The 22100-nt window shown below is 58.4% G+C and carries 14 protein-coding genes; 6 read left to right on the plus strand and 8 right to left on the minus strand.

Features of this window, described 5'->3' with window-relative positions:
• Window positions 1-34: 34 nt before the first annotated feature.
• Window positions 35-871: a lipopolysaccharide assembly protein LapA domain-containing protein gene (locus DYY88_RS04585; RefSeq protein WP_039725748.1), complete on the minus strand. Its 837-nt coding sequence runs from the start codon at window positions 869-871 to the stop codon at window positions 35-37.
• Between the two features lie 181 nt (window positions 872-1052).
• Here DYY88_RS04585 and DYY88_RS04590 point away from each other — a divergent pair, with 181 nt between their 5' ends.
• Window positions 1053-1466 (plus strand): hypothetical protein, encoded by a 414-nt coding sequence (locus DYY88_RS04590; RefSeq protein WP_044151062.1) that lies wholly within the window; start codon window positions 1053-1055, stop codon window positions 1464-1466.
• Here DYY88_RS04590 and DYY88_RS04595 read toward each other — a convergent pair.
• Window positions 1463-1813 (minus strand): hypothetical protein, encoded by a 351-nt coding sequence (locus tag DYY88_RS04595; protein ID WP_039725749.1) that lies wholly within the window; start codon window positions 1811-1813, stop codon window positions 1463-1465. The genes DYY88_RS04590 and DYY88_RS04595 overlap by 4 nt on opposite strands.
• Window positions 1814-2074: 261 nt before the next feature.
• Between DYY88_RS04595 and gltB the strand changes: the two genes are divergently transcribed.
• From gltB to DYY88_RS04610, 3 genes are all read left to right on the plus strand, one after another.
• Window positions 2075-6667 (plus strand): glutamate synthase large subunit, encoded by a 4593-nt coding sequence (gene gltB / locus DYY88_RS04600; RefSeq protein ID WP_039725750.1) that lies wholly within the window; start codon window positions 2075-2077, stop codon window positions 6665-6667.
• A gap of 149 nt (window positions 6668-6816) precedes the next feature.
• Window positions 6817-8301: a glutamate synthase small subunit gene (gene gltD / locus DYY88_RS04605; protein WP_039729439.1), complete on the plus strand. Its 1485-nt coding sequence runs from the start codon at window positions 6817-6819 to the stop codon at window positions 8299-8301.
• 112 nt (window positions 8302-8413) lie between these two features.
• Complete coding sequence (locus DYY88_RS04610) at window positions 8414-9055, plus strand: Uma2 family endonuclease (protein ID WP_044151063.1); 642 nt, start codon at window positions 8414-8416, stop codon at window positions 9053-9055.
• A gap of 88 nt (window positions 9056-9143) precedes the next feature.
• On the opposite strand, the gene DYY88_RS04615 is transcribed toward DYY88_RS04610, so the two are convergent.
• From DYY88_RS04615 to DYY88_RS04625, 3 genes are all read right to left on the minus strand, one after another.
• Window positions 9144-10253, minus strand: a complete 1110-nt coding sequence (locus DYY88_RS04615) for a pentapeptide repeat-containing protein (RefSeq protein ID WP_052288259.1) — start codon at window positions 10251-10253, stop codon at window positions 9144-9146.
• A 215-nt stretch (window positions 10254-10468) separates the two neighbouring features.
• Window positions 10469-14407: a hydantoinase B/oxoprolinase family protein gene (locus DYY88_RS04620; RefSeq protein ID WP_039725751.1), complete on the minus strand. Its 3939-nt coding sequence runs from the start codon at window positions 14405-14407 to the stop codon at window positions 10469-10471.
• 238 nt (window positions 14408-14645) lie between these two features.
• Window positions 14646-15317, minus strand: a complete 672-nt coding sequence (locus tag DYY88_RS04625; protein WP_052288260.1) for a DUF8738 domain-containing protein — start codon at window positions 15315-15317, stop codon at window positions 14646-14648.
• A 336-nt stretch (window positions 15318-15653) separates the two neighbouring features.
• Between DYY88_RS04625 and DYY88_RS04630 the strand changes: the two genes are divergently transcribed.
• Entirely contained in the window at window positions 15654-16097 is a 444-nt protein-coding gene (locus DYY88_RS04630) for an acyl-CoA thioesterase (RefSeq protein ID WP_072041299.1), read from the plus strand.
• Here the strand turns inward: DYY88_RS04630 and DYY88_RS04635 are convergent.
• The 3 genes from DYY88_RS04635 to menA are packed head-to-tail and all read right to left on the minus strand — an operon-like array spanning window position 15997 to window position 19435.
• Window positions 15997-17493 carry an AMP-binding protein gene (locus DYY88_RS04635; RefSeq protein ID WP_044151064.1) on the minus strand — a complete coding sequence of 499 codons (1497 nt, stop codon included), beginning with the start codon at window positions 17491-17493 and terminating at the stop codon, window positions 15997-15999. The genes DYY88_RS04630 and DYY88_RS04635 overlap by 101 nt on opposite strands.
• A complete protein-coding gene (locus DYY88_RS04640; RefSeq protein WP_039725753.1) occupies window positions 17490-18482 on the minus strand; it encodes an o-succinylbenzoate synthase in 993 nt (330 codons plus the stop codon). Before DYY88_RS04640 ends, DYY88_RS04635 begins: the two co-directional genes overlap by 4 nt.
• Before the next feature lie 2 nt (window positions 18483-18484).
• Entirely contained in the window at window positions 18485-19435 is a 951-nt protein-coding gene (gene menA, locus DYY88_RS04645; RefSeq protein ID WP_242517572.1) for a 2-carboxy-1,4-naphthoquinone phytyltransferase, read from the minus strand.
• Between the two features lie 317 nt (window positions 19436-19752).
• Between menA and DYY88_RS04650 the strand changes: the two genes are divergently transcribed.
• Window positions 19753-21957: a SulP family inorganic anion transporter gene (locus DYY88_RS04650; RefSeq protein ID WP_039725755.1), complete on the plus strand. Its 2205-nt coding sequence runs from the start codon at window positions 19753-19755 to the stop codon at window positions 21955-21957.
• Window positions 21958-22100: the final 143 nt, after the last annotated feature.

A 22100-nucleotide genomic window follows, 5' to 3' on the forward strand; every position in this document is an offset into this window, starting at 1 on the left:
CTCAGGGCAAATCGCCTTCTCTATGGTCGTCGCATTAAGTCAGCTGCGATATTTTGACGCGGTTGCGACCCCGCTGTAGGGCCGTTTCTAAAGCTTGCTCAGCGGTTTGAATCAGGAGATGGCTGTCGATCGCCCGACTAGCTTCGGCGATCGCGCCCCCAACGGCCACTTGCGGCTCACTCCCTGGTCCGGCCAATAAACCGGGCAACTCCTTTAAAGCGGCTGTTTGCAGCTCTTCGGCATACAGCGTCAGCGCTTTGGGTGGTAGTCCCGTGACCGTCGCGATTAAGCGACTCTGACCGTCGCTATACCAACGGGTGGGCGGCTGCGATCGCGCGGGCAAAAGCTGGGCGGCGGCCGCCATCATTTCTTGAGAAGCCGCCCCGTCTGACGCTCCAGGCAGCACCTTAAAGAGCAACACCCCCAATGTCGGCGATGCCCCCTCCTGAGACTGCGTTTGATATTGCTGCAGTTGGGAGGCGATCGCGGTCGGCAGCAAATCCTGTCGCAGTAGCGCTGTCGTCGGCTCCAGCAAACCCAATTGGTTCAACTTTTCTTCATATTCTTGATGCAGCGCCGTGGTCTTTTGAGCCTCCGATTGTACGGCTTGAGTGCGCTCCTCAATTTGCTGTAACAGGCTCTCTACCTGAGTTTGCAAGCGTAAAATCCGAACATTACGGCGAATCACCGTCGGCACCGAAACCAATAATCCCAGAATCACCCCAATTGCTAAGGTTCCGAGAAGAACAAGGGCCAGCGATTGCTGATATTCCCAAATAAAGAGTTGAATTGTAACCAGATTTGTGTTTTGCAGCGCGAATAAGATAGCAAGGAAGGCTATTACTAACGCTGAAACGACATAGAGTCGCATGATTTCTCCCAATCGCTGTCCTTCCTGTCAATCCTAACGGCAAGCGGTTTCGGGAGGAAAGTGACGACGTTACCCAGCCATGCGGCAGCCCAGTTGTAGCCCCCGCACAGGTGCATTCATGACCATTTCGGGGCATCGCGTCACCCCAACTAGACCCAGCGCCATCGGCAAACTTAGAGGCATGAAAACGAGAACGACGAATAATATTAGTGGCTGTTGGCTTGGCACCTATTGGCAGGCCGGCCAGCCAATTCGATTTGAGGCGACCTTGGTGCAAGGCGGCAGTGTCGTGGATGGACGCATCTTAGATGCCAACTATTTGGGCGAATCATCCATGCGGGGCGAACTGCTGGGACATCGCATCTTTTTTATCAAGCGCTACTTAACGACTTCGCCAAACCCCATTCGCTATAGCGGCACCTTAACGGAGGATGGCAACTATATGTGTGGGCACTGGCGGATCGGTTCATTTGACTCTGGACGCTGGGAAGCCTATCGGGGCTATGATGCGCTGTCTGAAGAATTATCAGTCCTGGTGACCACCCACCCCCTCATCCGAGCCGCCAGCATTGAGGATGATGTCTTGGAAATTTAAGCCGGGTATGCCACATCCATAATGACGGGCGAAAGTGATGGACAAATCACCCCTGCTTCATCCAGTAACTCTTTAAACTCAGCGACGACGGCTCGCTCGTACCGCGAGTCCTGCAATAATTTCCCCATAAGACTGTCACCCTCTGAATTTGCACCACCAGAAGGACTGGTGGCGATCGCAATTGGCCATCGCCGCAAAGCTTGCAGCACACGGTCAGGGGCTACCCGCTGGCGGCCCCCACGGATCGGCACAAAACAGCATGAGCCCACCGCCGCTCGCCCGGCTCCGCCATCCAACTCATTGGCCAGAACCGATGGCGGCAGCTTTTTGAAACAGTCGAAAAACATCAAACAATACGTTCACCACTACATGTAGGCACACCTCAATCCGAGATAGCAGAACGTTAAAGAACGCTGGCTTTACTAAGAAATACTGCGAAATCCGGTACTGATATCTGACGATTTTCTTAAGTACAGCAGGGGAACTAATTTTCTGGATAGATAATTCTCAAGAGATTGAGCGCGATCGCGCGCTTACCCAAAGCAATCCACGCATATCGAAGCGGTGATCGTGGATTGCTGCTGTGCTGTTTTCAGGCCAATACCATAATGATTCGTCAAACTTCGCCCTCCAAACAAGGCCTCTATGATCCGCAGTTTGAGCATGATGCCTGCGGCGTCGGGTTTGTTGTGCAGATGAAAGGCAAAGCCTCGCACGACATCGTGGAACAGGCGTTGACCATTCTTCTTAACCTCGACCATCGAGGAGCGGTGGGGGCTGAACCCAATACAGGCGATGGGGCTGGAATTTTGATGCAGTTGCCCCACAAGTTTGTGCAGAAAGTCGCCGCTGCTGAAGGATTCAATCTGCCGGATAAAGGGCAGTATGGCGTGGGCATGATTTATGCGTCACCCAATCCGCAGACGCGGCAAGAGAGTCGTCGCATTTTTGAAGGCATCGTTAAGGACGCGGGGCAGACGGTGCTGGGCTGGCGCGATGTGCCCACGAACAACGATAGTTTGGGCGAGACGGCTAAAGCGAGTGAGCCGTTCATGGAGCAGGTATTTATCGGGCGCAGCTCTAATCTAGTGGACGATCTGGCGTTTGAGCGCAAGCTGTATGTGATTCGCAAGCAGTCCCACATGGCGATTCGCCATCCCGGCATTGACTCCCACTGGTATCCCGCCAGCATTTCTTGCCGCACCATCGTTTATAAAGGGCAGCTCATGCCGGTGCAGGTGGGGCAGTATTACCCCGACCTCAGCGATCCCGATATGGAAAGCGCACTGGGGCTGGTGCATTCGCGCTTTAGTACGAACACATTTCCGAGTTGGGAAAGGTCGCACCCCTACCGCTACATTGCCCACAACGGCGAAATCAACACGATGCGCGGCAACATCAACTGGATGCACGCTCGCCAGTCGATGTTTGAGTCCGATCTATTCGGCGATGACCTGAAGAAGGCCCAGCCGATTATCAATGTGGATGGCAGCGACTCCACCATTTTCGACAACACCCTGGAAATGCTGACGCTGTCGGGCCGCTCTCTGCCCCACGCGGTGATGATGATGATCCCCGAACCGTGGGCAGGGCATGAGTCCATGAGCGCGGAGAAAAAGGCGTTCTACGAGTACCACTCATGCCTGATGGAGCCGTGGGATGGTCCCGCCTCGATCGCTTTCACCGACGGCACCATGATGGGCGCGTGCTTAGACCGCAACGGTCTTCGCCCCTCCCGCTACTACGTCACCACTGATGATCGCGTGATCATGGCCTCGGAGGCAGGCGTGCTCCCCGTTGCTCCGGAAGACGTGGTGAAGAAAGGTCGCCTGGAACCCGGTCGCATGTTCCTGGTGGACATGAGCGCAGGTCGCATTATTGCCGATGAGGAGATTAAGCAGGCGATCGCCACCGAACATCCCTACCAGGAATGGCTGGATCAGAATTTGGTGAATTTGTCCGATATCCCCGTAGGGGCACGGCATGCCGTGCCCCTACCCGATGCGTCAATCACCCAACGACAACGGGCGTTTGGCTACACCTTCGAAGAACTCCGCCTGCTGCTGTCGCCGATGGCGCAGAACGGGGTCGAGGCGATCGGCGCAATGGGCACTGATACGCCGCTGGCCGTCCTGTCTAACCGTCCAAAGCTGCTGTACGACTACTTTCAGCAACTGTTTGCTCAGGTGACGAACCCGCCGATTGACTCGATTCGGGAGGCGATCGTGACCTCGCCGATCACGACCATCGGCAGCGAGCGCAATCTGCTCAAGCCGGAACCGGAAAGCTGTCGGCTGATCAAGCTGGAAACCCCCGTTATCAGCAATGAGGAACTGGCGAAGCTGAAGCACATTGACAACCCTTATTTCCAGTCGATCACGCTGCCGATGCTGTTTGCGCCGTCATCCGGTGTGGTGGGGATGGAAACCGCCATCGACGACATTTGCCGACAGGCGGATCACGCGATCGCCTCCGGCACCAACCTGATCATTCTCAGCGATCGCGGCATCGACCAGAACCATGCCGCCATCCCCGCGCTGCTGGCGGTTTCCGGCCTGCACCACCACCTGATCCGCAACGGCACCCGTACCCGCGTCGGCCTGGTGCTGGAGTCCGGCGAACCCCGTGAAGTGCATCACTACGCGGTGCTGCTGGGTTACGGCTGCGGCGCGATCAACCCCTACCTCGCCTTCGAGACCATCGAGAGCATGATCGACGAGGGCGTGTTGAACGGCATCGACTACGCCAAAGCCTGTAAGAACTACGTCAAGGCCGTCACCAAGGGCGTGATCAAGATTGGCTCCAAGATTGGGGTGTCCACGATTCAGAGCTATCGTGGCGCGCAGATCTTTGAAGCGATCGGACTGGATTCCACGGTGATCGACAAGTACTTCACCTGGACGGCCTCACGGTTGGAAGGGGCGGATCTCGAAGTGCTGGCGAAGGAGGCGATTCTGCGCCACGGTCACGCCTTCCCCGATCGCGATACCAAAGATCAAACCCTCGATGTCGGTGGCGAGTACCAATGGCGGAAGGATGGCGAGGAGCACCTGTTCAGCCCTGCCACCATTCACCTGCTGCAACAGGCCGTGCGCGAGGGCAACTACGACCTCTACAAGCAGTATTCGGCCAAAATCAACGACGACAGCCAGCAGTTCTTCCGCATTCGCGACCTGCTGGAGTTCAAGGCCCGTGACCCGATTCCCCTAGAGGAAGTGGAACCCGTTGAGGCGATTATGAAGCGCTTCAAGACGGGGGCGATGAGCTACGGATCGATTTCTAAGGAGACCCACGAGGCGCTGGCGATCGCCATGAACCGCATTGGCGGCAAGTCCAACACCGGGGAGGGGGGCGAAGACCCCGAACGGTACACCTGGACGAACGAGCGCGGCGACTCGAAAAACAGCGCCATCAAGCAGGTGGCCTCTGGTCGCTTCGGCGTCACCAGCCTCTACCTGTCCCAGGCGAAAGAGCTGCAAATCAAGATGGCCCAGGGGGCGAAACCGGGCGAGGGCGGCCAACTTCCTGGTCTGAAGGTGTATCCCTGGATTGCCAAGGTGCGCCACTCCACCCCTGGCGTGGGCCTGATTTCGCCGCCGCCCCACCACGACATCTACTCCATTGAGGATCTGGCGCAACTGATCCACGACCTGAAGAACGCCAACCGGGCAGCGCGGGTCAGCGTCAAGCTGGTGTCCGAGGTCGGTGTCGGCACGGTCGCTGCCGGAGTCGCCAAGGCCCACGCGGATGTGGTGCTGATCTCCGGGTTCGATGGCGGCACGGGCGCATCCCCCCAAACCTCCATCAAGCACGCCGGACTCCCCTGGGAGCTGGGGCTAGCGGAAACCCACCAAACCCTGGTGCTGAACAACCTGCGGAGCCGCATCGCGGTGGAGACGGACGGCCAGATGAAGACCGGACGGGATGTGGCGATCGCCACCCTCCTGGGCGCGGAAGAATACGGCTTCTCTACCGCACCGCTGGTGTCCCTCGGCTGCATCATGATGCGGGTGTGCCACAAAAACACCTGCCCCGTCGGCGTCGCCACCCAAAACCCCGACCTGCGGAAGAACTTCACGGGTGATCCCCAGCACACGGTCAACTTCATGACCTTCATCGCGCAGGAACTGCGGGAGATCATGGCGGAATTAGGCTTCCGCACCATCAATGAGATGGTGGGCCGGACAGATGTGTTGGAGCCGAAGAAGGCCATTGACCACTGGAAAGCCAAGGGCATCGATGTCTCGAAGATTCTCCACCAGCCGGAAGTCGGGCCGGAAATCGGGCGCTACTGCCAGATTCCCCAGGACCATGGGCTAGAGAAGTCCCTCGACATGACGACCCTGCTGGATCTGTGTCAGCCCGCGATCGAAAAGGGCGAGCCGGTTCGCGCCACGCTGCCCATCACCAACGTGAATCGCGTGGTCGGCACCATCCTCGGCAACGAAATCAGCAAGCGCCACTGGGACGGCTTGCCCGAAGATACCATCCATCTTCACTTCCAGGGCAGTGCGGGGCAAAGCTTCTCGGCCTTTGTGCCCAAGGGCGTGACGATGGAGCTGGAGGGCGACGCCAACGACTACCTGGGCAAGGGCCTCAGCGGCGGCAAGATTATCCTCTATCCGCCCAAGGGTTCCAGTTTCGTGGCGGAAGAGAACATCATCACCGGGAACGTCGCCTTTTACGGCGCGACGGGCGGCGAAGCCTACATTCGTGGCCTGGCAGGTGAGCGCTTCTGCGTCCGCAACTCCGGGGTGCGCGCCGTAGTGGAAGGCGTCGGTGACCATGCCTGCGAGTACATGACCGGGGGTAAGGCAGTGATCATCGGCCCCACCGGACGCAACTTTGCGGCGGGCATGAGCGGCGGCATCGCCTACGTGCTCGACGAAGCGGGCGATTTCGCCACTCGCTGCAACACGGAAATGGTCGAGCTGGAGCAGCTAGAAGATCCCGAGGAGATTCTGGAACTGCATGACATGGTTCAGAACCATGTGAAGTACACAGGTAGTGCAAAGGGCGATCGCGTCCTCGCCGCCTGGAACGACATGGTGCCGAAGTTCGTGAAGGTCATGCCCCGCGACTACAAGCGCGTGCTTCAGCACATCCAAAAGGCAATGAAGGCGGGCCTCGACGGCGACGATGCCCTGTCGGCAGCGTTTGAAGAAAACGCCCGTGACATCGCCCGCATCAGCGGCAGTTAACCCAAATTTGTAGGGTGCATTCGCGAAGCAATGCACCAAATGCAATGTGCCCAGCGGTGCATTGCTAGCGCGAATGCACCCTACCCCGCTGGACGATAACTCTTCGCTTCAGAATCAAGCACCACTTGCCCTTAACCACTTTCAACATCATGGGAAAACCAACTGGCTTTATGGAATTTCTGCGCGAGGTAGCGAACGAAGTCGCCCCCGCCGATCGCATCCGCAACTGGGATGAATTTCACCTCCACATGCCCGAGGAAAACTTGCAGACCCAGGGCGCACGCTGCATGGACTGCGGCACCCCCTTCTGCCACACGGGCATGGAAATGAACCGCGCCGCTAGCGGTTGCCCCATCAACAACCTGATCCCCGAGTGGAACGACCTGATCTACCGGGGACGCTGGCAGGATGCCCTCGATCGCCTCCACAAAACCAATAACTTCCCCGAATTCACCGGACGGGTTTGCCCTGCGCCCTGCGAAGGGGCCTGCGTGCTGGGCATCATCGAGCCCCCCGTCACCATCAAAAATATCGAGTACTCCATCGCTGAAAAGGGCTGGGAAGCGGGCTGGATTACGCCCACGCCGCCGAGCCAGCGCACCGGGAAGAAGGTCGCGATCGTCGGTTCCGGGCCTGCGGGGCTGTCCGCTGCCGCCCAGCTCAACTCCGCCGGACATTGGGTGACGGTGTATGAGCGGGCAGACAGACCCGGTGGTCTGCTCATGTACGGCATCCCCAACATGAAGCTGGACAAGCAAAAGGTCGTCATGCGCCGCCTTGATGTGCTGGAGGCCGAGGGCGTCACCTTTGTCTGCAACACCGAAGTCGGCAAAGACCTGCCCACCGCAACGCTGGTGAAAGACTTTGACGCGGTGATCCTCTGCACGGGCTCCACCCGTCCCCGCGACTTGCCCATCGAAGGGCGCGACCTCAAGGGCATCCACTTCGCGATGGAGTTCCTCACTGCGAACACCCAAGCCGTGCTGAATGGCTCCCCCGGCGAAGACTACATCACCGCTGCGGGCAAGGATGTCGTGATCATCGGCGGCGGCGACACGGGCACCGACTGCGTGGGCACCTCCATCCGCCACGGCTGCACCAGCGTCACCCAACTGGAAATCATGCCCAAGCCCCCCGAAACCCGCGCCCCCAACAACCCCTGGCCCGAGTGGCCCAAGATCTACCGCATGGACTACGGCCAAGAAGAAGCCGCCGCCATGTTCGGCCAAGATCCCCGCACCTACACCACCACCGCCACCCATTTTGAGGGCGACGAGCACGGCCAAGTCACTGCCGTCCACACCGTCCAGGTCCAGTGGATGAAGGACGAGCAGGGCCGCTTTACCCCCCAACACGTTCCCGGCACAGAGCAGCGGCTACCCGCTCAACTGGTGCTGCTGGCCATGGGCTTCCTCGGTCCCGAACAGCCCATCATCGACGCCCTCGGCCTGGAACAAGATGGCCGCAGCAATATCAAAGCCGAGCATGAGCAATACACCACCTCCATTCCCGGTGTGTTTGCCGCAGGCGATTGCCGTCGCGGGCAAAGCCTGGTGGTGTGGGCCTTCAATGAGGGCAGAGGGGTGGCGCGAGAGTGCGATCGCTACCTCATGGGCACGACTGAGTTGCCTTAGCGATCGTCCCCAGCCCCCCGGCTTCTCGGAGAAGCCGGGGGTCTCTCTTGAGTTGATTTGCTAGATTTGTAAACAAGTCAAAAACGCTTGAAGTGTTGCATTGAGAAGCCGTATGGCAACCCCCGCTGCTGAAGCCCTACCGATCGCTCCTGGAGAAAATCGAGTCGCTTTTCAGGGGATGGATTGGGTTGCCTATCAGCAAATGAAAGCCCTGCTCAACGAACGTACACGGGCACGGCTCACCTACGATCGCGGCACCCTCGAAATTACGATGCCTTCAGAACTGCACGAGTTTTATGCCCGCCTGATCGAGCGCTTCATCGTCATTCTGGTCGTAGAACTGGGCCTAAAAATCAAGACCCTCGGCTCAACGACGCTCGATCGCGAAGACTTAGAGCGAGGAGCCGAACCCGACAATGGCTACTACATCCAACATCAGCCTCAAGTCGCCGGACGTCCGATCAATTTAGATACCGACCCGCCGCCCGATCTAGTGGTGGAAGTCGATATCAACCATACCGACATTGACAAAAACGCCCTCTACGCAACAATGGGTGTTCCTGAATTTTGGCGATTCAATGGCAAAGTTTGGCACATTTACCAGCTAGAAAATGGGGCGTATGCGGAGCGCGATCGCTCCCCCACTTTCCCAATCATCTCCAAAGACGAACTTTACCAATTCCTCGCTACCTGCCAGCAAAACGAAGTAGAAGCAGAACTGAACTTGCGATCGTGGCTAAGAGAGTTGTCATAGAAAGCGCAAATTTACGAGCAGCATCGAACTGCAACAGCAATCCGCACACCGTAGATTGATAAAACGCTTTGGGCAGCTAGATTTGAAGCTACTCAATGCCGAGCTGTTGCTTTAGCACTTCAGGGATGTTGCGAGCCTTGGCAACTTCTTCAGGGACAGGCCACTGAGTGTTCTTATTCCACCGAATATCTCGGAGGTTGGTACGGACGAGTTTTGTACCGCTGAGGTTAGTATCGATGAGGCTTGCAAAACTGAGATTAGCACCTTCGAGGTAGGCATCGCCGAGATTAGCGCCTTCGAGGTTGGCATGGTTGAGGTTGGCATGGCGGAGGTTGGCACAGATGATATCGGCACCGTTGAGCTTGGCAACGCTGAGGTTAGCAACGCTGAGGTTAGCAACGCTGAGGTTGGTACCACCGAGATCAGCACCGTCAAAGTAGGCACCTTCGAGGTCGGCACCTTCGAGATTGGCATCGCCGAGGTAAGCACCCCGTAACCAGGCATAACTTAGATTGGCATCGCGCAGATCGGCATGGCTAAGGTATGCATTTATGAGATTTGTACCGCAGAGATCGGCGTCGCGCAGATCAGCATCACTCAAATTCATCTTGGCTTTACCAATAACTTCAGTCTCTATCAGAAAACGAACAACATTCCCCTTCCTTACGCCGTCGTGTTCAAACCGTCTCAGGATAGACAGAGTTCGAGCCCGAATCACGTCGACAGCGGCGGCTAATAATTCTTTTTCTTCAAAGGTTAAGGACTTAGCTTGAATAGATTGAATTGTTTTAAGGAGCTCTTCTGATTGATCTTTACTCTTCTTTGTTCGTGGATAAGCTTTAGAAGCGATGGCTAATAGGTTCTTATCCACCAAAAGCACTGAAATGCGGTCGAAGTAAGTTTGCAGGATTTCTTCTTTCTCTTCATCTGCTGCACGTTTCTGTTGTTGGCGTTGAAGAACGTAGCCAAGGATGGCTAGCGATAGCGGGACGCCTATTAACCCAAGCCAGTCCCAGAATGTTTTCCCCAGTAAGTAGCATCTTTCCAGATTCGCTGAGGTGACACATTCCCTAACACCAGGAGCATCAAAAAAGAAGCCTAAGCCCGCTGCTATCAATAGAGCTGTTAGGGCCAGCGCCCCATACTTCCACCGCCCCTTTGACTTCCAATATTGGATGAGTTGTTCGCGAGTAGGCATTCTAGAACATCAATTCTGGCTTTCCTATTAAAGCCTTTGCACTCTGACCTTGTATGTAAGACGCTTTAAAACAAAACTCGCATGGTACGGAGTGCAAAATGCAGTCCGAGATGGACCCTGAAGGTATCTATGCCTGAAGGTATCTATGGTAGAGACGCCCCCTACCTTCTCGCTTCATTTGGCTGAGGGCGATCGCCCTTGCCTCTTTACTGCGCTTATGAGCTAACGGTACTCATCTCCAACTCTCCATAGCCGCCGCCGCCAGGAGTTTCGATAATGAGGGAGTCTCCAGCAGCGACCTCAACCTGATCTTGTCCTTCCAACATCATTTCGGAGCCGTCGGCTTTAACCAGGTGATTGCGCCCGATCGCGCCCGGTTCTCCCCCCGCGAGGCCGAAAGGGGCAACGGTGCGGTGACTGGAGAGAATTGATGCGGTCATAGGTTCGCGGAATTGGAGGCTGCGGCAGATGCCGTGTCCGCCCCGGTGCTGACCGGCGCCACCGCTGCCCTGACGGATCTCGAAGCGATCGACGAGGACGGGATAGCGCCACTCCAGCACTTCGGGGTCAGTGAGGCGGGAGTTGGTCATGTGGGTGTGGACGGCGTCGGTGCCGTCGAAGTCAGGCCCCGCACCCGAACCGCCGCAGATGGTTTCGTAATATTGGTAGCGATCGTTGCCAAAGGTCAGGTTGTTCATCGTGCCCTGGGAACCCGCCATCACCCCGAGCGCTCCGTACAGCGCATCGACGATCGCCTGCGACACCTCCACATTGCCCGCCACCACTGCCGCAGGCGGTTGGGGATTCAGCAGCGAGCCTTCCGGAATGATGATGTGCAGCGGCTTGAGGCAGCCCGCATTCAGCGGAATGTCGTCATCCACCAACGTGCGGAAGACGTACAGCACCGCCGCTTTACACACAGCAGCGGGGGCGTTGAAGTTGCTCGATCGCTGCGCTGATGTTCCCGTAAAGTCAATGATGGCGCTGCGGTCTGCCGCATCGATGGCGATCGTGACCTGAATCTCGCTGCCATCATCCAGCGGATAGGTGAAAGAACCGGGGGAGAGGCGATCGATCACCCGCCGCACACAGTCCTCGGCGTTGTTCTGCACATGGCCCATGTAGGCTTGCACCGTGTCGAGTCCCTGGTGTTCCGCCATCCGACGCAGTTCCTCCACACCTTTTACGTTGGCAGCAATTTGGGCCTGCAAATCCGCGATGTTCTGATCGACATTGCGGGCGGGATAGGGGGCTCCGGTGAGCAGTTCTCGCAACTCCCGTTCCCGAAACTTCCCCTGATCCACTAGCAAGAAGTTATCGATGAGCACGCCTTCTTCCTCCAAAGTGCGACTCTGGGGAGGCATGGAGCCAGGGGTGATGCCGCCGATGTCGGCGTGGTGTCCGCGAGAGGCGACGTAGAAGTGGGGAGTGGGGGGGTGGGAGGGTGGCTGGGTGGCTGGGTGATGGGGTGATGGGGGAGATGAGGTGGGTGGGGTGAGTTTTGAATTTTGGATTTTGAATTTTGAATTTAAAAAGACGGGGGTGATGACGGTGACGTCGGGCAGGTGGGTGCCGCCGTTGTAGGGGTTGTTGAGGGCGTAGACGTCGCCGGGGCGGAGGGTGTCGCCTTTGGCGCGGATCAGTCTCTGGACGCTTTCGCCCATTGAACCCAGGTGAACGGGAATGTGGGGGGCGTTGGCGACGAGTTGGCCTTCGGCATCGAAGATGGCGCAGGAGAAGTCGAGGCGTTCTTTGATGTTGACGGAGGTGCTGGTGTTTTGCAGGGTGACGCCCATTTCTTCGGCGATCGCCCGGAACAGATTGTTGAAGATTTCCAGGCGGACGGGATCGGGTAGTGGGGTGGTGGGGTCGTGTAGGGGCGAGGCATTCTCGCGACTACCTTTCGGATTGGCCGCAGACGTTATTTCGAGAATGCCTCGCCCGTACGGGGTTGGAGATGCCGAGAATACCTCGCCCGTACGGGGTATGGATTGTGTTAACACCAACGCGCCGAGGTCGGTGAAGGTGGCGTGCCAATGAGGTTCGATCGCGTTGGTGCCGGTGGCTTCGATGATCAGGGCGGGGCCGGGGAGGGTGTCGCCGGGGCAGAGGTCGTCGCGGTGGTAGATGGGGGTGTCGTGCCAGCGATCGCCCATGTAAACGGGAACGGTGGCTTTGGGCAGGAGCGGCGTTTCCCGCTGGCGGGTGAGGCGGGGTTCTGCGGGTACGTCGGTTTGGCCCACGACTTCGACAGAAACGCTGTCCACAATCAGGGCTTTGTCGGGCTGGGCAAACCCGTAGCGCTGGCGGTGCAGGTCGGCAAAGGCGGCGGCCATTTCGGGTTGGGTGCCGTAGGGGACGATCAGTGGCGCATCGGTGCCGACATACTTCAGGTGAACGCGGGGCAGGACTTCCACGCCAGGTTGGGAGGCGAGGGGAGTGGCGTCAACATTGACGGGGATGCCTTGCTGCTCCAGTTCTTCCAGGCCAGACCGGGCGAGTTCGGTGAGGACGGTTTCGAGTTCGGTGAGGGTTTCGAGTTGCAGGGGCAGTTCCAGCGATCGCTCCCGCAATGCCCGAATATCCGCCAGGCCCATGCCGTAGGCCGACAGCACTCCCGCGTAGGGATGGATGAAGATCTCGCTCATGCCGAGGGCTTCGGCAATTTGGCAGGCGTGTTGTCCCCCCGCGCCACCGAAACAGCAGAGGGTGTACTCCGCCACGTCGTAGCCCCGCTGCACCGAGATTTTCTTGATGGCGTTGGCCATTTTTTCGACGGCGATCGCGAGGAATCCGGCGGCGACGGCTTCGGGCGATCGCGTGTCGCCTGTGGACTGGTGGATGCGATCGGCCAGTTCCGTGAACTGCGCTTTCACCCCCTCGGCATCCAGGGGCAAGTCGCCGTTCGGCCCAAACACCTGAGGGAAGAAATCGGGCTGGAGTTTGCCCAGCATTACGTTGCAGTCCGTCACCGCCAGCGGTCCGCCGTTACGGTAGCAGGCAGGCCCCGGATATGCCCCGGCAGAATCTGGCCCGACCCGATAGCGGCTGCCGTCAAAGTGCAGCACCGATCCGCCCCCCGCCGCGACGGTGTGAATCGCCATCATCGGCGATCGCAGCCGCACTCCCGCCACTTCGGTTTCAAAGGTGCGCTCGTACTCCCCGTTGAAGTGAGACACATCGGTGGAAGTGCCGCCCATGTCAAAGCCGATGATGTTCTGAAATCCCGCCCGCAGGCTGGTTTGCACCGCGCCGACAATGCCCCCCGCTGGTCCGGAGAGGATGCTGTCCTTGCCCTGGAAGAGGGCCGCGTCGGTGAGGCCGCCGTTGGACTGCATGAACATCAGGCGGGTGGGGGAGTAGGAGGGTGGATGGGTAGGTGGGGTGGGTGAGGGGAGTTTTGAATTTTGTAGGGCTTTGCCCTTCCCGAAGGGTATTTTGAATTTTGAATTTTGAATTAAAGCGCTGGCAATGCGATCGACGTAGCGGCGCAGGATGGGTGACAGGTAGGCATCGACGACGGTGGTGTCGCCGCGGCTGACGAGTTTCATCAGGGGGCTGACTTGGTGGGAGACGGAGATTTGGGTGAAGCCGACTTGGTGGGCGAGGTCGGCGACGCGCTGTTCGTGGGTGGGGTAGCGGTAGCCATGCATGAGGACGATCGCGCAGGCTCTGATTCCGTTGTCGTAGGCTTCCTGAAGTTGTTGAACTAACGCGGGCTCGGAGTCAGGGGTGAGGGGTTGCAAGATTTCGCCGTGGGCGTCGATGCGTTCGGGCACGCCGATGACGCGCTCGTAAAGCATTTCGGGAAGTTCGATGTGGCGGGCAAAGATGTCGGGGCGGTTTTGGTAGCCGATGCGGAGGGCATCCTGGAAGCCGTCGGTGATCACGAGGAGGGTGCGATCGCCTTTCCGTTCCAGTAGCGCGTTGGTGGCGACGGTGGTACCCATCTTCAGCGCGGCAATTTCCTCAGCGGGAATAGGATCTTCCGTCGCCAGTCCTATCAGGTCGCGGATGCCTTGCAGGGGGGCGTCGGGGTAGCGATCGGGGTTTTCCGACAGCAGCTTATGGACGACGAGTCGCCCATCCGGTCGCCGCGCCACAATATCGGTAAAGGTGCCACCGCGATCGATCCAAAACTGCCACCGTCCCATATGATCAAGCCCCAGAATCCAACACCATCAGTGTGATCATTATTGGTCAATTTCTGGGAAGCCGGGGCAATTTACCATCGAGGCGATTGATGGCAGGCATGAACGGGTGCGATCGCCACATTGGGAGATCGATGTGATTGTAGGGGCGAGGCATTCTCGCAGCGCCCGACTGGGTCATACGAAACGTTATCCCGAGAATGCCTCGCCCCTACCAGGTGCCCCAATCCCCCGATCGCCCCTATTCCAAATCGTTCAACCGAATGTCGTCGCCAGTCATATCGGTGTGGTAGACCAACATTTCGCCATTGCCCTCGACGATCGCACGCCAGCCAAAAATCGCGATCTCAGTGCAGACGGTGTCTGGCTTAGCGATGCCCAGACAGCCATCCCACACGCGCGGTTCGGCGGCGGTCACTTGCAACTGCTGGGCCGAAATTCCGGTTTCTGTCGCAGCGAGGTCAAGCACCTTGGCAGTGATTGAAGGGGGCAGATTGTTATCGAGGGGCGATCGCCGAATGGCCGTCCCATCCGCATCGGTGCGGTAAAAGTCGCTGGTGTCGTGATGCACCACTTCAACCTGCCAGCCAGGCACCAACGCTTGCAAACAGCCTTCATCAGGCCGCCCAAGTCCCAGGCAGCCGTCGCTCCAGACTTCTTGATTAAAGCGGAGAATGCTCAGGTCACTGATCGGAAGTTGCAAGTCTGTGGCCGCTTGTTCGAGGACGCGATCGCTGACCGACGCTGGCACCATCTCAGGCGGCATTGGCTCAGTCATGCCAGAATCTTCGGAGGACTCATCAGGGATATAAGGGGGTGTCACACAAGCCGTGAACACAGTCATGCCGACGACACCCCAAACTAAAGAACGGGCTAGGCGACGGTAGCGAATTTGCCAGAATGGGGATCCCATCAAGAGCCTCCTGAAACTAACGAGAAGCTGGGATTCTGATCGTAATGTCAACATAGGAAAGTTTTAGCTGATTGCAAAGAACCGTATTGCAGCGTTGACGATTAATCTCTCGCCAAAGAACGCTGTTAGGTTGGCTCAATCAGTAGACCTTCTGAAGGACTGGGAATTTAATTACGTGTGGACAGCCATCTCGGCTGTTCAAGCACGGGCAAGATGCGCGTTCGACAAAACTCAGACTTTATACAATCCTGTTCTCTCAGTAACCGTAGTTCTGTCATGTCGAGCAAAGCAACGCGAAGTCGAGACCGCTCCATCGCTGGCGGAGTTTGAAATGAGATGACGTTTGACTTTCTACGGACAATTCGGTTCCAAGATACCGACGCTGCCGGGGTCGTGTACTTTGCCCGACTCTTGAGCATTTGTCATGAAGCGTATGAGGCCTCGTTGCAGGCGTCAGGCATTGATTTGAAAACGTTTTTTAGTCGGGGAGCGATCGCCGTTCCCATCACGCACACCGCTGCCGACTTTCATCGCCCGCTGCTGTGTGGGGATGAGATTATCGTACGGCTCACCCCCACCCCGACTGGGCCAGATAGCTTTGAGATTGCCTACCAAATGCTGAATGCCGGGGGTAAAAGCGCGGCGATCGCCACCACCCGCCACGTCTGCATCGAGACGGCTACCCGTCAGCGCCATCCCCTGACGCCAGAGCTGACCCAGTGGTTGCAGCAGTGGAGCCCAACTGACTCATCACCCACTGCCGCAACGCCGCCCGATTAAGCTTGCCCTGGGCATTGCGCGGCAACTCTGCCCGCACTAGCCACCGCTTGGGCATTTTGTAGGGGCTGAGTTGGGCCTGGAGCGCTGATCGCAGGCGAATTTCCGGGTCTGGTTCAGTCGTGGTGATGACCGCGACCACCCGCTCTCCCCAGTCCGTATCCGGCACCCCCAACACCGCACAATCCTGCACGAGCCCGGTCGCCAGCATGGCCGCCTCTACTTCCTGCGGCAACACCTTTTCGCCCCCGGTGAAAATCAGCGTCGTTTCCCGTCCGACCACATGGAGAAATCCGGCTGCGTCCAGATAGCCCAAGTCCCCCGTCAGCAAGGGGGATGGGATAGGAGTTGCCCCACGGGTGAGGGCGAGGGAGGAGGCCGCGATCGCAATCCGACCCACTTGCTGAGACGGTAACGGGTCGCCCGCCTCATCCAGAATGCTCAGGTGGGCATGGGGCAGCGATCGACCACTGCCAGCGTGACCCGCCAGAAATTCCTGGGGTAGCAGGGTCGCGACTTGCGAAGCGGTTTCGGTCATGCCGTAGGTGGGGGCGAGGGGCAATTGTCGATGCCGCGCCGTTTGGAGCAGGCTCGGCCAGGGGGGCGCACCGCCCAGCAAGATCGCGGTGAATTGTCGCAGCCAGGGCGTGAAATCGTGATCGCTCGCCAGCAACCGCTGCAACTGCGTCGGCACAAGAGAGAGAAATGAGGGATCCGTCAGAGGCTCGATATCCTGAGCTGCCAGCAGTTCACGAAAAGGCTGAATCACCAACCGCCCGCCCGACAGCAGACACCGCATCGCCTGCATCAACCCGCTGACGTGATATAGCGGCAGTAAACAGTAGGCGTTGGTGCGATCGCAGTCAAAATGTCGGCAAAATCCCCATACCGACGCCGCCAGGGTCTCCCAGGTATGAGTGGCAAATTGGATGTTGCCCGAGGAGCCGCCTGTGGGGATGTGGAGAGTGGTGGTTGGGGAGCTAGGGAGCTGGGGAGCTGGGGAGCTAGGTGGTGGAGAAAGTGAGGTTGGTGAGGAAAGTGGGATTGGTGAAGTGTCTTGAAGTTGTTGCCTGTTATTTTTTTCCTGTTGCCGTGAGCGCAGGATGGCGGTGGGGACGGTGCCGATCACGAGATCGGGCTGGCATTGGGCGGCGACCTGTGACCATTCCTGAGTGCCCCACTGGGGGTTAGCGAGCCAGATGCGGCAGGGCCGTTGCGCGGCGGCGAAAAATGCTGCTAAAAGCCGAATGGGATCGGGTTCTGCCAGCAACAGGTCACGGGGCTGGGTGTGCTGTAGCTGATGTTGCCATTGGGCGAGCTGTGGCCAGAAGGTATCGGCTCCGGCTGCCACCAGCCAGGGTTCGCCCCATCGCCGCTGCAAAATTTCACTGGGGGTCATAGCTGTGCCCATAGTGCCTCGGCGCTCAGGGTTGCCCAATCGTCTGCAAACCAGTGCTCCACCCCAAAGCCCAAAGCGCGTTTGGAGATCCCTTGATTCCACAGCGCTTGTGCCAATCGAAGGGCTTGATGACGCCCAATCGGCGTTTCCAACGCGGAGGAGAAGACGACATCGGGGCGATGCTGTAAACAGAAATGGGCTAGCCGCTGGGAATCGCCCGCGATCGCTGGCTTCACCACATACACCACCTGTCGCCCCACTCGCTCATAGACCTGCTGCAACTGCCGGAATGTCGCCACCGACTCATCTACAGCGATCGCGGTCTGAAACTGTCCCTTTACCTGGGGCAGCCAGTCCAGGATTTGGGCAGGCGGCAAAGGCTGTTCCAAAAACTCAATGGGGAGCGGAGCGCGATCGCACTCGGCCAACCACGTTGCGGCCTCCTCACCGGTGAGTCCCCCATTGGCATCCAACCGCAGCCGTAGTTCCGAGGGCACTGCCTTTACCAATTGCTGAAACAGCGACAATTCTTCCGCAAGCGCGGCCACGCCAATCTTCCACTTAAAGGTGCGATGCCCTTGCTCCCAGAGCCCCTGCCAACCCTCCAACGCTGCTGCCCCCGTCGGCAACAGCGCGCAGACGCTCAAGGGACCGGGTGGCTTTAGAGAAGGCATTTCAAATCGTGCTGGAGATACCCAAGCCACCCGGTCCCTGGCCGCCCCAAACCCGAACTGACAAGCGGGCAACGAGTCGGGAATGTCGTCAATTTGCTCAAGGGCAAAATTGCGGGAGAAGCGATCGCACCACGCCCGCGCCTGCTCCAGCGTTTCCGTGCCAAACCAGGGAATCGGCGCAATCTCGCCAAAGGTCACCTGTCCCTGCTCATCTTCAAATCGCAGGATGATCCCCTCACGCACTGCCCAAGGGCCATGCGCCGTCTGCAACGGTTGCCGAAAGGGACGGCGGTAGGGGCGAACCTCCACGCGCATGGTTACAGCACCGATGGCAGCACCAACCCCAAACTCAGCAGCACGCCGCTCCAAAAGTGAAAGCCGATCGCGTAAAACTTCAGGTTGAAGATTTTCACCGGCTGGTCGTGATAGGTCAGCGCCTGGAGCGACAGTCGGATGGCCGAAATTCCACTTAACAGCGCCAACAAAGACCACAGCGGCAAATAGCCCCCGATCGCCGCCACGACAATCAGCACCAGCACCAACCCACACAACCAGGGAATCAACTGCGCCCCCCGTTGGGTGCCCAGGCGAACGATGGGCGATCGCTTGCCCGCCGCAATGTCATCCTCCACCTGATGAAAGTGGGAGCAAAACAGCACCAGCGAGGTCGTAATGCCGATAATGACGCCCGCCACCTGACTGCCCACCGACCAGCTCTGAGTTTGGCTGTAATACGCCGCCCCCACCCCCAACGGGCCAAACGCAAAAAAGCAGAGAATTTCCCCCAGTCCTTGATAGCCCAGACGAAACGGCGGCCCCTGGTAGGCATAGCCCAACAAGCAGCTCAGCAAAATCAGCACTAGCACAGTCGGGTCTTGCTGTTGGAGGGCGATCGCGATGATCCCCGCAATCCCCAGCCCCAGGCAACCATTGCCAATGGCAAACACCAGCCGCTTCTTGCCCGTCAGATTCACCAGAGAATGATGTTTGTTAACGTCGATCCCCGTGGCCGAGTCGAACACGTCGTTGGAAATATTCTCCCAAGCCAAAATCAGAATCGCCGACACCACAAACGTCACAAAAATACCGGCCTGCAATCTCTGCGTTTCCGCAAAGGCCACCAAACTACCCACCAACATCGGCATAATCGCCACGCTATACATCGGCGGTTTCAGCGCTGCCAACCAGAGCTTTTTGCGTTTTGCCGCAACCTCAATCGACGGGGTCGTGATCTCCATGGGTTCAAAAATCAAGGGCTCAATCAGCATAGATCGCTCTCGCAGAAATTCGCCGAAACGATAGAGTCGGTAAAACTTGGTGAGCCCAGCGGTGGAGGATTAGCGCCCGATGGGGTGACACCGCCGCACCGCCATGCATCGCCAACGCATCAAAGGCAGCGGATTTAACCTGACGTATTCTGTATGGTGAAACGTCGGGCGCAACAGAGTCAGACTCTCGGCGCAGTGCCCTGGGTATTTGCCGCCGCGAGGAAGTGACCGTCAAGACTGTCTGCCGGATCGGCTTCGTTTAGGCTAGCTGTACTGCTCGCAATTCATGGCCCTCGTTAAGTTGACTGATAACTGATATGAAACTGTGGCGGCCTCAGGTCTTAATTCCTAATGTGACGGCGGGCTTGATTACCGGACTGCTGACCCTGACTTACAGCGTGTCTTATGCGGCGCTGATTTTTTCGGGAGACCTGTCGCCCTACTTGTCCATCGGGGTGAGCAGTGCCCTAGTGGGCGCCGTCGTGCTGGCGCTGATTGTGGCCTGGGGCAGTTCGCTGCCGTTCATCATTGCCGGGCCAGATGGCAATGCCGCCGCTATTTTGGCGCTCATTGCCACCACCGTTTCTACCCAGCTCATGGGCACGGTAGACAGTGGCGCGATCGCCGTCACGATCTGGGTCGCCATTTTGGGCAGCACCTTCCTGACCGGAGGATTCTTGTGGCTGTTGGGCCGCCTGCGGCTGGGGCGCTTCATCCGGTTTATTCCCTATCCCGTCGTCGGGGGCTTTTTGGCCGGAGTCGGCTTGCTGCTGGCGCAAGGGGCGATCAAAGTCATGACGGGTGTCAGCCCCACCCTGAGCAACTTACCCAGTTTTTTTGAACTGCCGCAACTGCTGCTCTGGCTGCCCGGACTCGCGCTGACCCTCGTCCTCAAGTGGGCCTTGGGACGCTTTCACAATTGCTGGACGCTGCCGTCGATTTTGCTGGGGGCGACGTTGTTGGTGCATGGCTTGCTGCGGCTGCTGGGGCTGAATCAGGAGCAGGCGATCGCCCAGGGCTGGCTGTTGGAACCCGTCAGCGCCACCAATCCGCTACAAACCTGGCAGTCCCTATCGATGGACGCGGTGCAATGGTCGGCCCTATGGTCGCAAACTGGGAGCCTGCTCACCCTGTTTGCCGTCGTCGCCATCACCATTTTGCTCTGCGCCACCAGCATCGAAATGGCCACCGATGAGGACATGGATTTTGATCAAGAGTTGCGCGTGGCGGGCATTGCCAACCTGGTCACAGGCGGCTTGGGGGGCATGGTGGGCCATCTCTCCGTCAGCCGCAGTTTGCTCAATCGGGAAGCCGGAGCCACCCACCGTCTGTCGGGCATGGTCGCTGCTGGATTTTGCGCCGGGGTCGCCATTTGGGGCAGCGGTCTGTTCGCCTTTTTGCCCAAGGCCATCCTCGGCGGTTTGCTGCTTTACCTCGGCCTCGGCTTGCTCATCGAATGGGTTTATGACGCTTACTTTCGCCTGTCCTGGGTGGACTATGGCCTCGTGCTGGCGATCTTATTAATTGGGGCGCGGTTTGGGTTTCTGGCGGGCGTCGGTGTGGGGCTGCTCGTGGCTTGCCTCTTGTTCGTCATTACCTACAGCTCGCTTCAGGTCATTCGCAATCGGCTGTCAGGGCTGACCTATCCCAGTCGCCACAACCGCACCTTTCATGAGCGGCGAATTTTGCAGCGCGAGGGCAACCACATCCAAATTTTTGTGGTGCAGGGTTATCTGTTCTTCGGCACGGCCTATTCTCTGCTCAGCGACATACGCACCTATTTCGACAGCGTCGATGGCGATCGCGAACAATACCTGGTGCTCGATTTCCGCCTGGTTTCCGGACTCGATTCGTCGGCAATCAACAGCTTTGTCAAAATGAAGCACCTGGCCGAACAGGTCAACGCTTACTTACTCTTCACCGATTTATCCCCCCAGATCGAAGCCGTTTTGCGGGGCAAACAGGGGGCGATCGCCCCCGACGATCCCATTTGTTACACCTTCCCCAATTTGGATGCCGCCATTGACTGGTGCGAAGCCAAAATTATCGACCAGGCCACCTTTCGTCGGAAACGCTTCATCCCCTTCGCCATGCAGCTAGAGGAGTTTTTTACCGACCCCGATCAGGTGCGCCCCTTCATGCAGTATTTGGAAAAAATTCGCTTGCCCGCCGGGGAAAGCCTCTTTCAGCAGGGCGATCCGGCCAATGCCCTCTACTTCATTGAGACAGGGCAAATCTCCACCGTGTTGACCGTCGAGAATGGCAAAACCAAGCCGCTACAAACCAGCGGGCCGGGCACCATTGTGGGCGAAATCGGGTTGTACGGCCAGACCGAATACGCCGGTTCCGGGGTCGCCGATAAACCCACGACGGTGTACAAACTGTCGCAGCGATCGCTCACCCAAATGCAACAAGAGCAACCCGCGATCGCCGCCGAATTTCACCAAACCGTCGCCCGCATCCTGGCCAGTCGCCTCAACCAAGCCGTCGCTGGCGTCGAAAAACTCATGCGCCTCCAGTAATGGTGATCTGCCCGCCCTGCCCCCCTGGCTCCCCTTGGCCCCCTGCCCCCTGACTCCCTTGCTCCCTTACTCCCTTGCCCTCCCTGCCCCCTTGCTCCCCTACCCCCCAACTCCCCCACTCCCCCCATCATCAGAACATCGCC

The organism is Leptolyngbya iicbica LK, from assembly GCF_004212215.1.
Classification (GTDB): Bacteria; Cyanobacteriota; Cyanobacteriia; order Phormidesmidales; family Phormidesmidaceae; genus Halomicronema; species Halomicronema iicbica.

What these genes read in the sequence shown, in the direction of transcription:
- DYY88_RS04585 (WP_039725748.1), bottom strand. Translation starts at nt 871, where the DNA reads ATGCGACTCTATGTCGTTTCAGCGTTAGTAATAGCCTTCCTTGCTATC.
- DYY88_RS04590 (WP_044151062.1), top strand. Translation starts at nt 1,053, where the DNA reads ATGAAAACGAGAACGACGAATAATATTAGTGGCTGTTGGCTTGGCACC.
- DYY88_RS04595 (WP_039725749.1), bottom strand. Translation starts at nt 1,813, where the DNA reads ATGTTTTTCGACTGTTTCAAAAAGCTGCCGCCATCGGTTCTGGCCAAT.
- gltB (WP_039725750.1), top strand. Translation starts at nt 2,075, where the DNA reads ATGATTCGTCAAACTTCGCCCTCCAAACAAGGCCTCTATGATCCGCAG.
- gltD (WP_039729439.1), top strand. Translation starts at nt 6,817, where the DNA reads ATGGGAAAACCAACTGGCTTTATGGAATTTCTGCGCGAGGTAGCGAAC.
- DYY88_RS04610 (WP_044151063.1), top strand. Translation starts at nt 8,414, where the DNA reads ATGGCAACCCCCGCTGCTGAAGCCCTACCGATCGCTCCTGGAGAAAAT.
- DYY88_RS04615 (WP_052288259.1), bottom strand. Translation starts at nt 10,253, where the DNA reads ATGCCTACTCGCGAACAACTCATCCAATATTGGAAGTCAAAGGGGCGG.
- DYY88_RS04620 (WP_039725751.1), bottom strand. Translation starts at nt 14,407, where the DNA reads ATGGGACGGTGGCAGTTTTGGATCGATCGCGGTGGCACCTTTACCGAT.
- DYY88_RS04625 (WP_052288260.1), bottom strand. Translation starts at nt 15,317, where the DNA reads ATGGGATCCCCATTCTGGCAAATTCGCTACCGTCGCCTAGCCCGTTCT.
- DYY88_RS04630 (WP_072041299.1), top strand. Translation starts at nt 15,654, where the DNA reads ATGACGTTTGACTTTCTACGGACAATTCGGTTCCAAGATACCGACGCT.
- DYY88_RS04635 (WP_044151064.1), bottom strand. Translation starts at nt 17,493, where the DNA reads ATGACCCCCAGTGAAATTTTGCAGCGGCGATGGGGCGAACCCTGGCTG.
- DYY88_RS04640 (WP_039725753.1), bottom strand. Translation starts at nt 18,482, where the DNA reads ATGCGCGTGGAGGTTCGCCCCTACCGCCGTCCCTTTCGGCAACCGTTG.
- menA (WP_242517572.1), bottom strand. Translation starts at nt 19,435, where the DNA reads ATGCTGATTGAGCCCTTGATTTTTGAACCCATGGAGATCACGACCCCG.
- DYY88_RS04650 (WP_039725755.1), top strand. Translation starts at nt 19,753, where the DNA reads ATGAAACTGTGGCGGCCTCAGGTCTTAATTCCTAATGTGACGGCGGGC.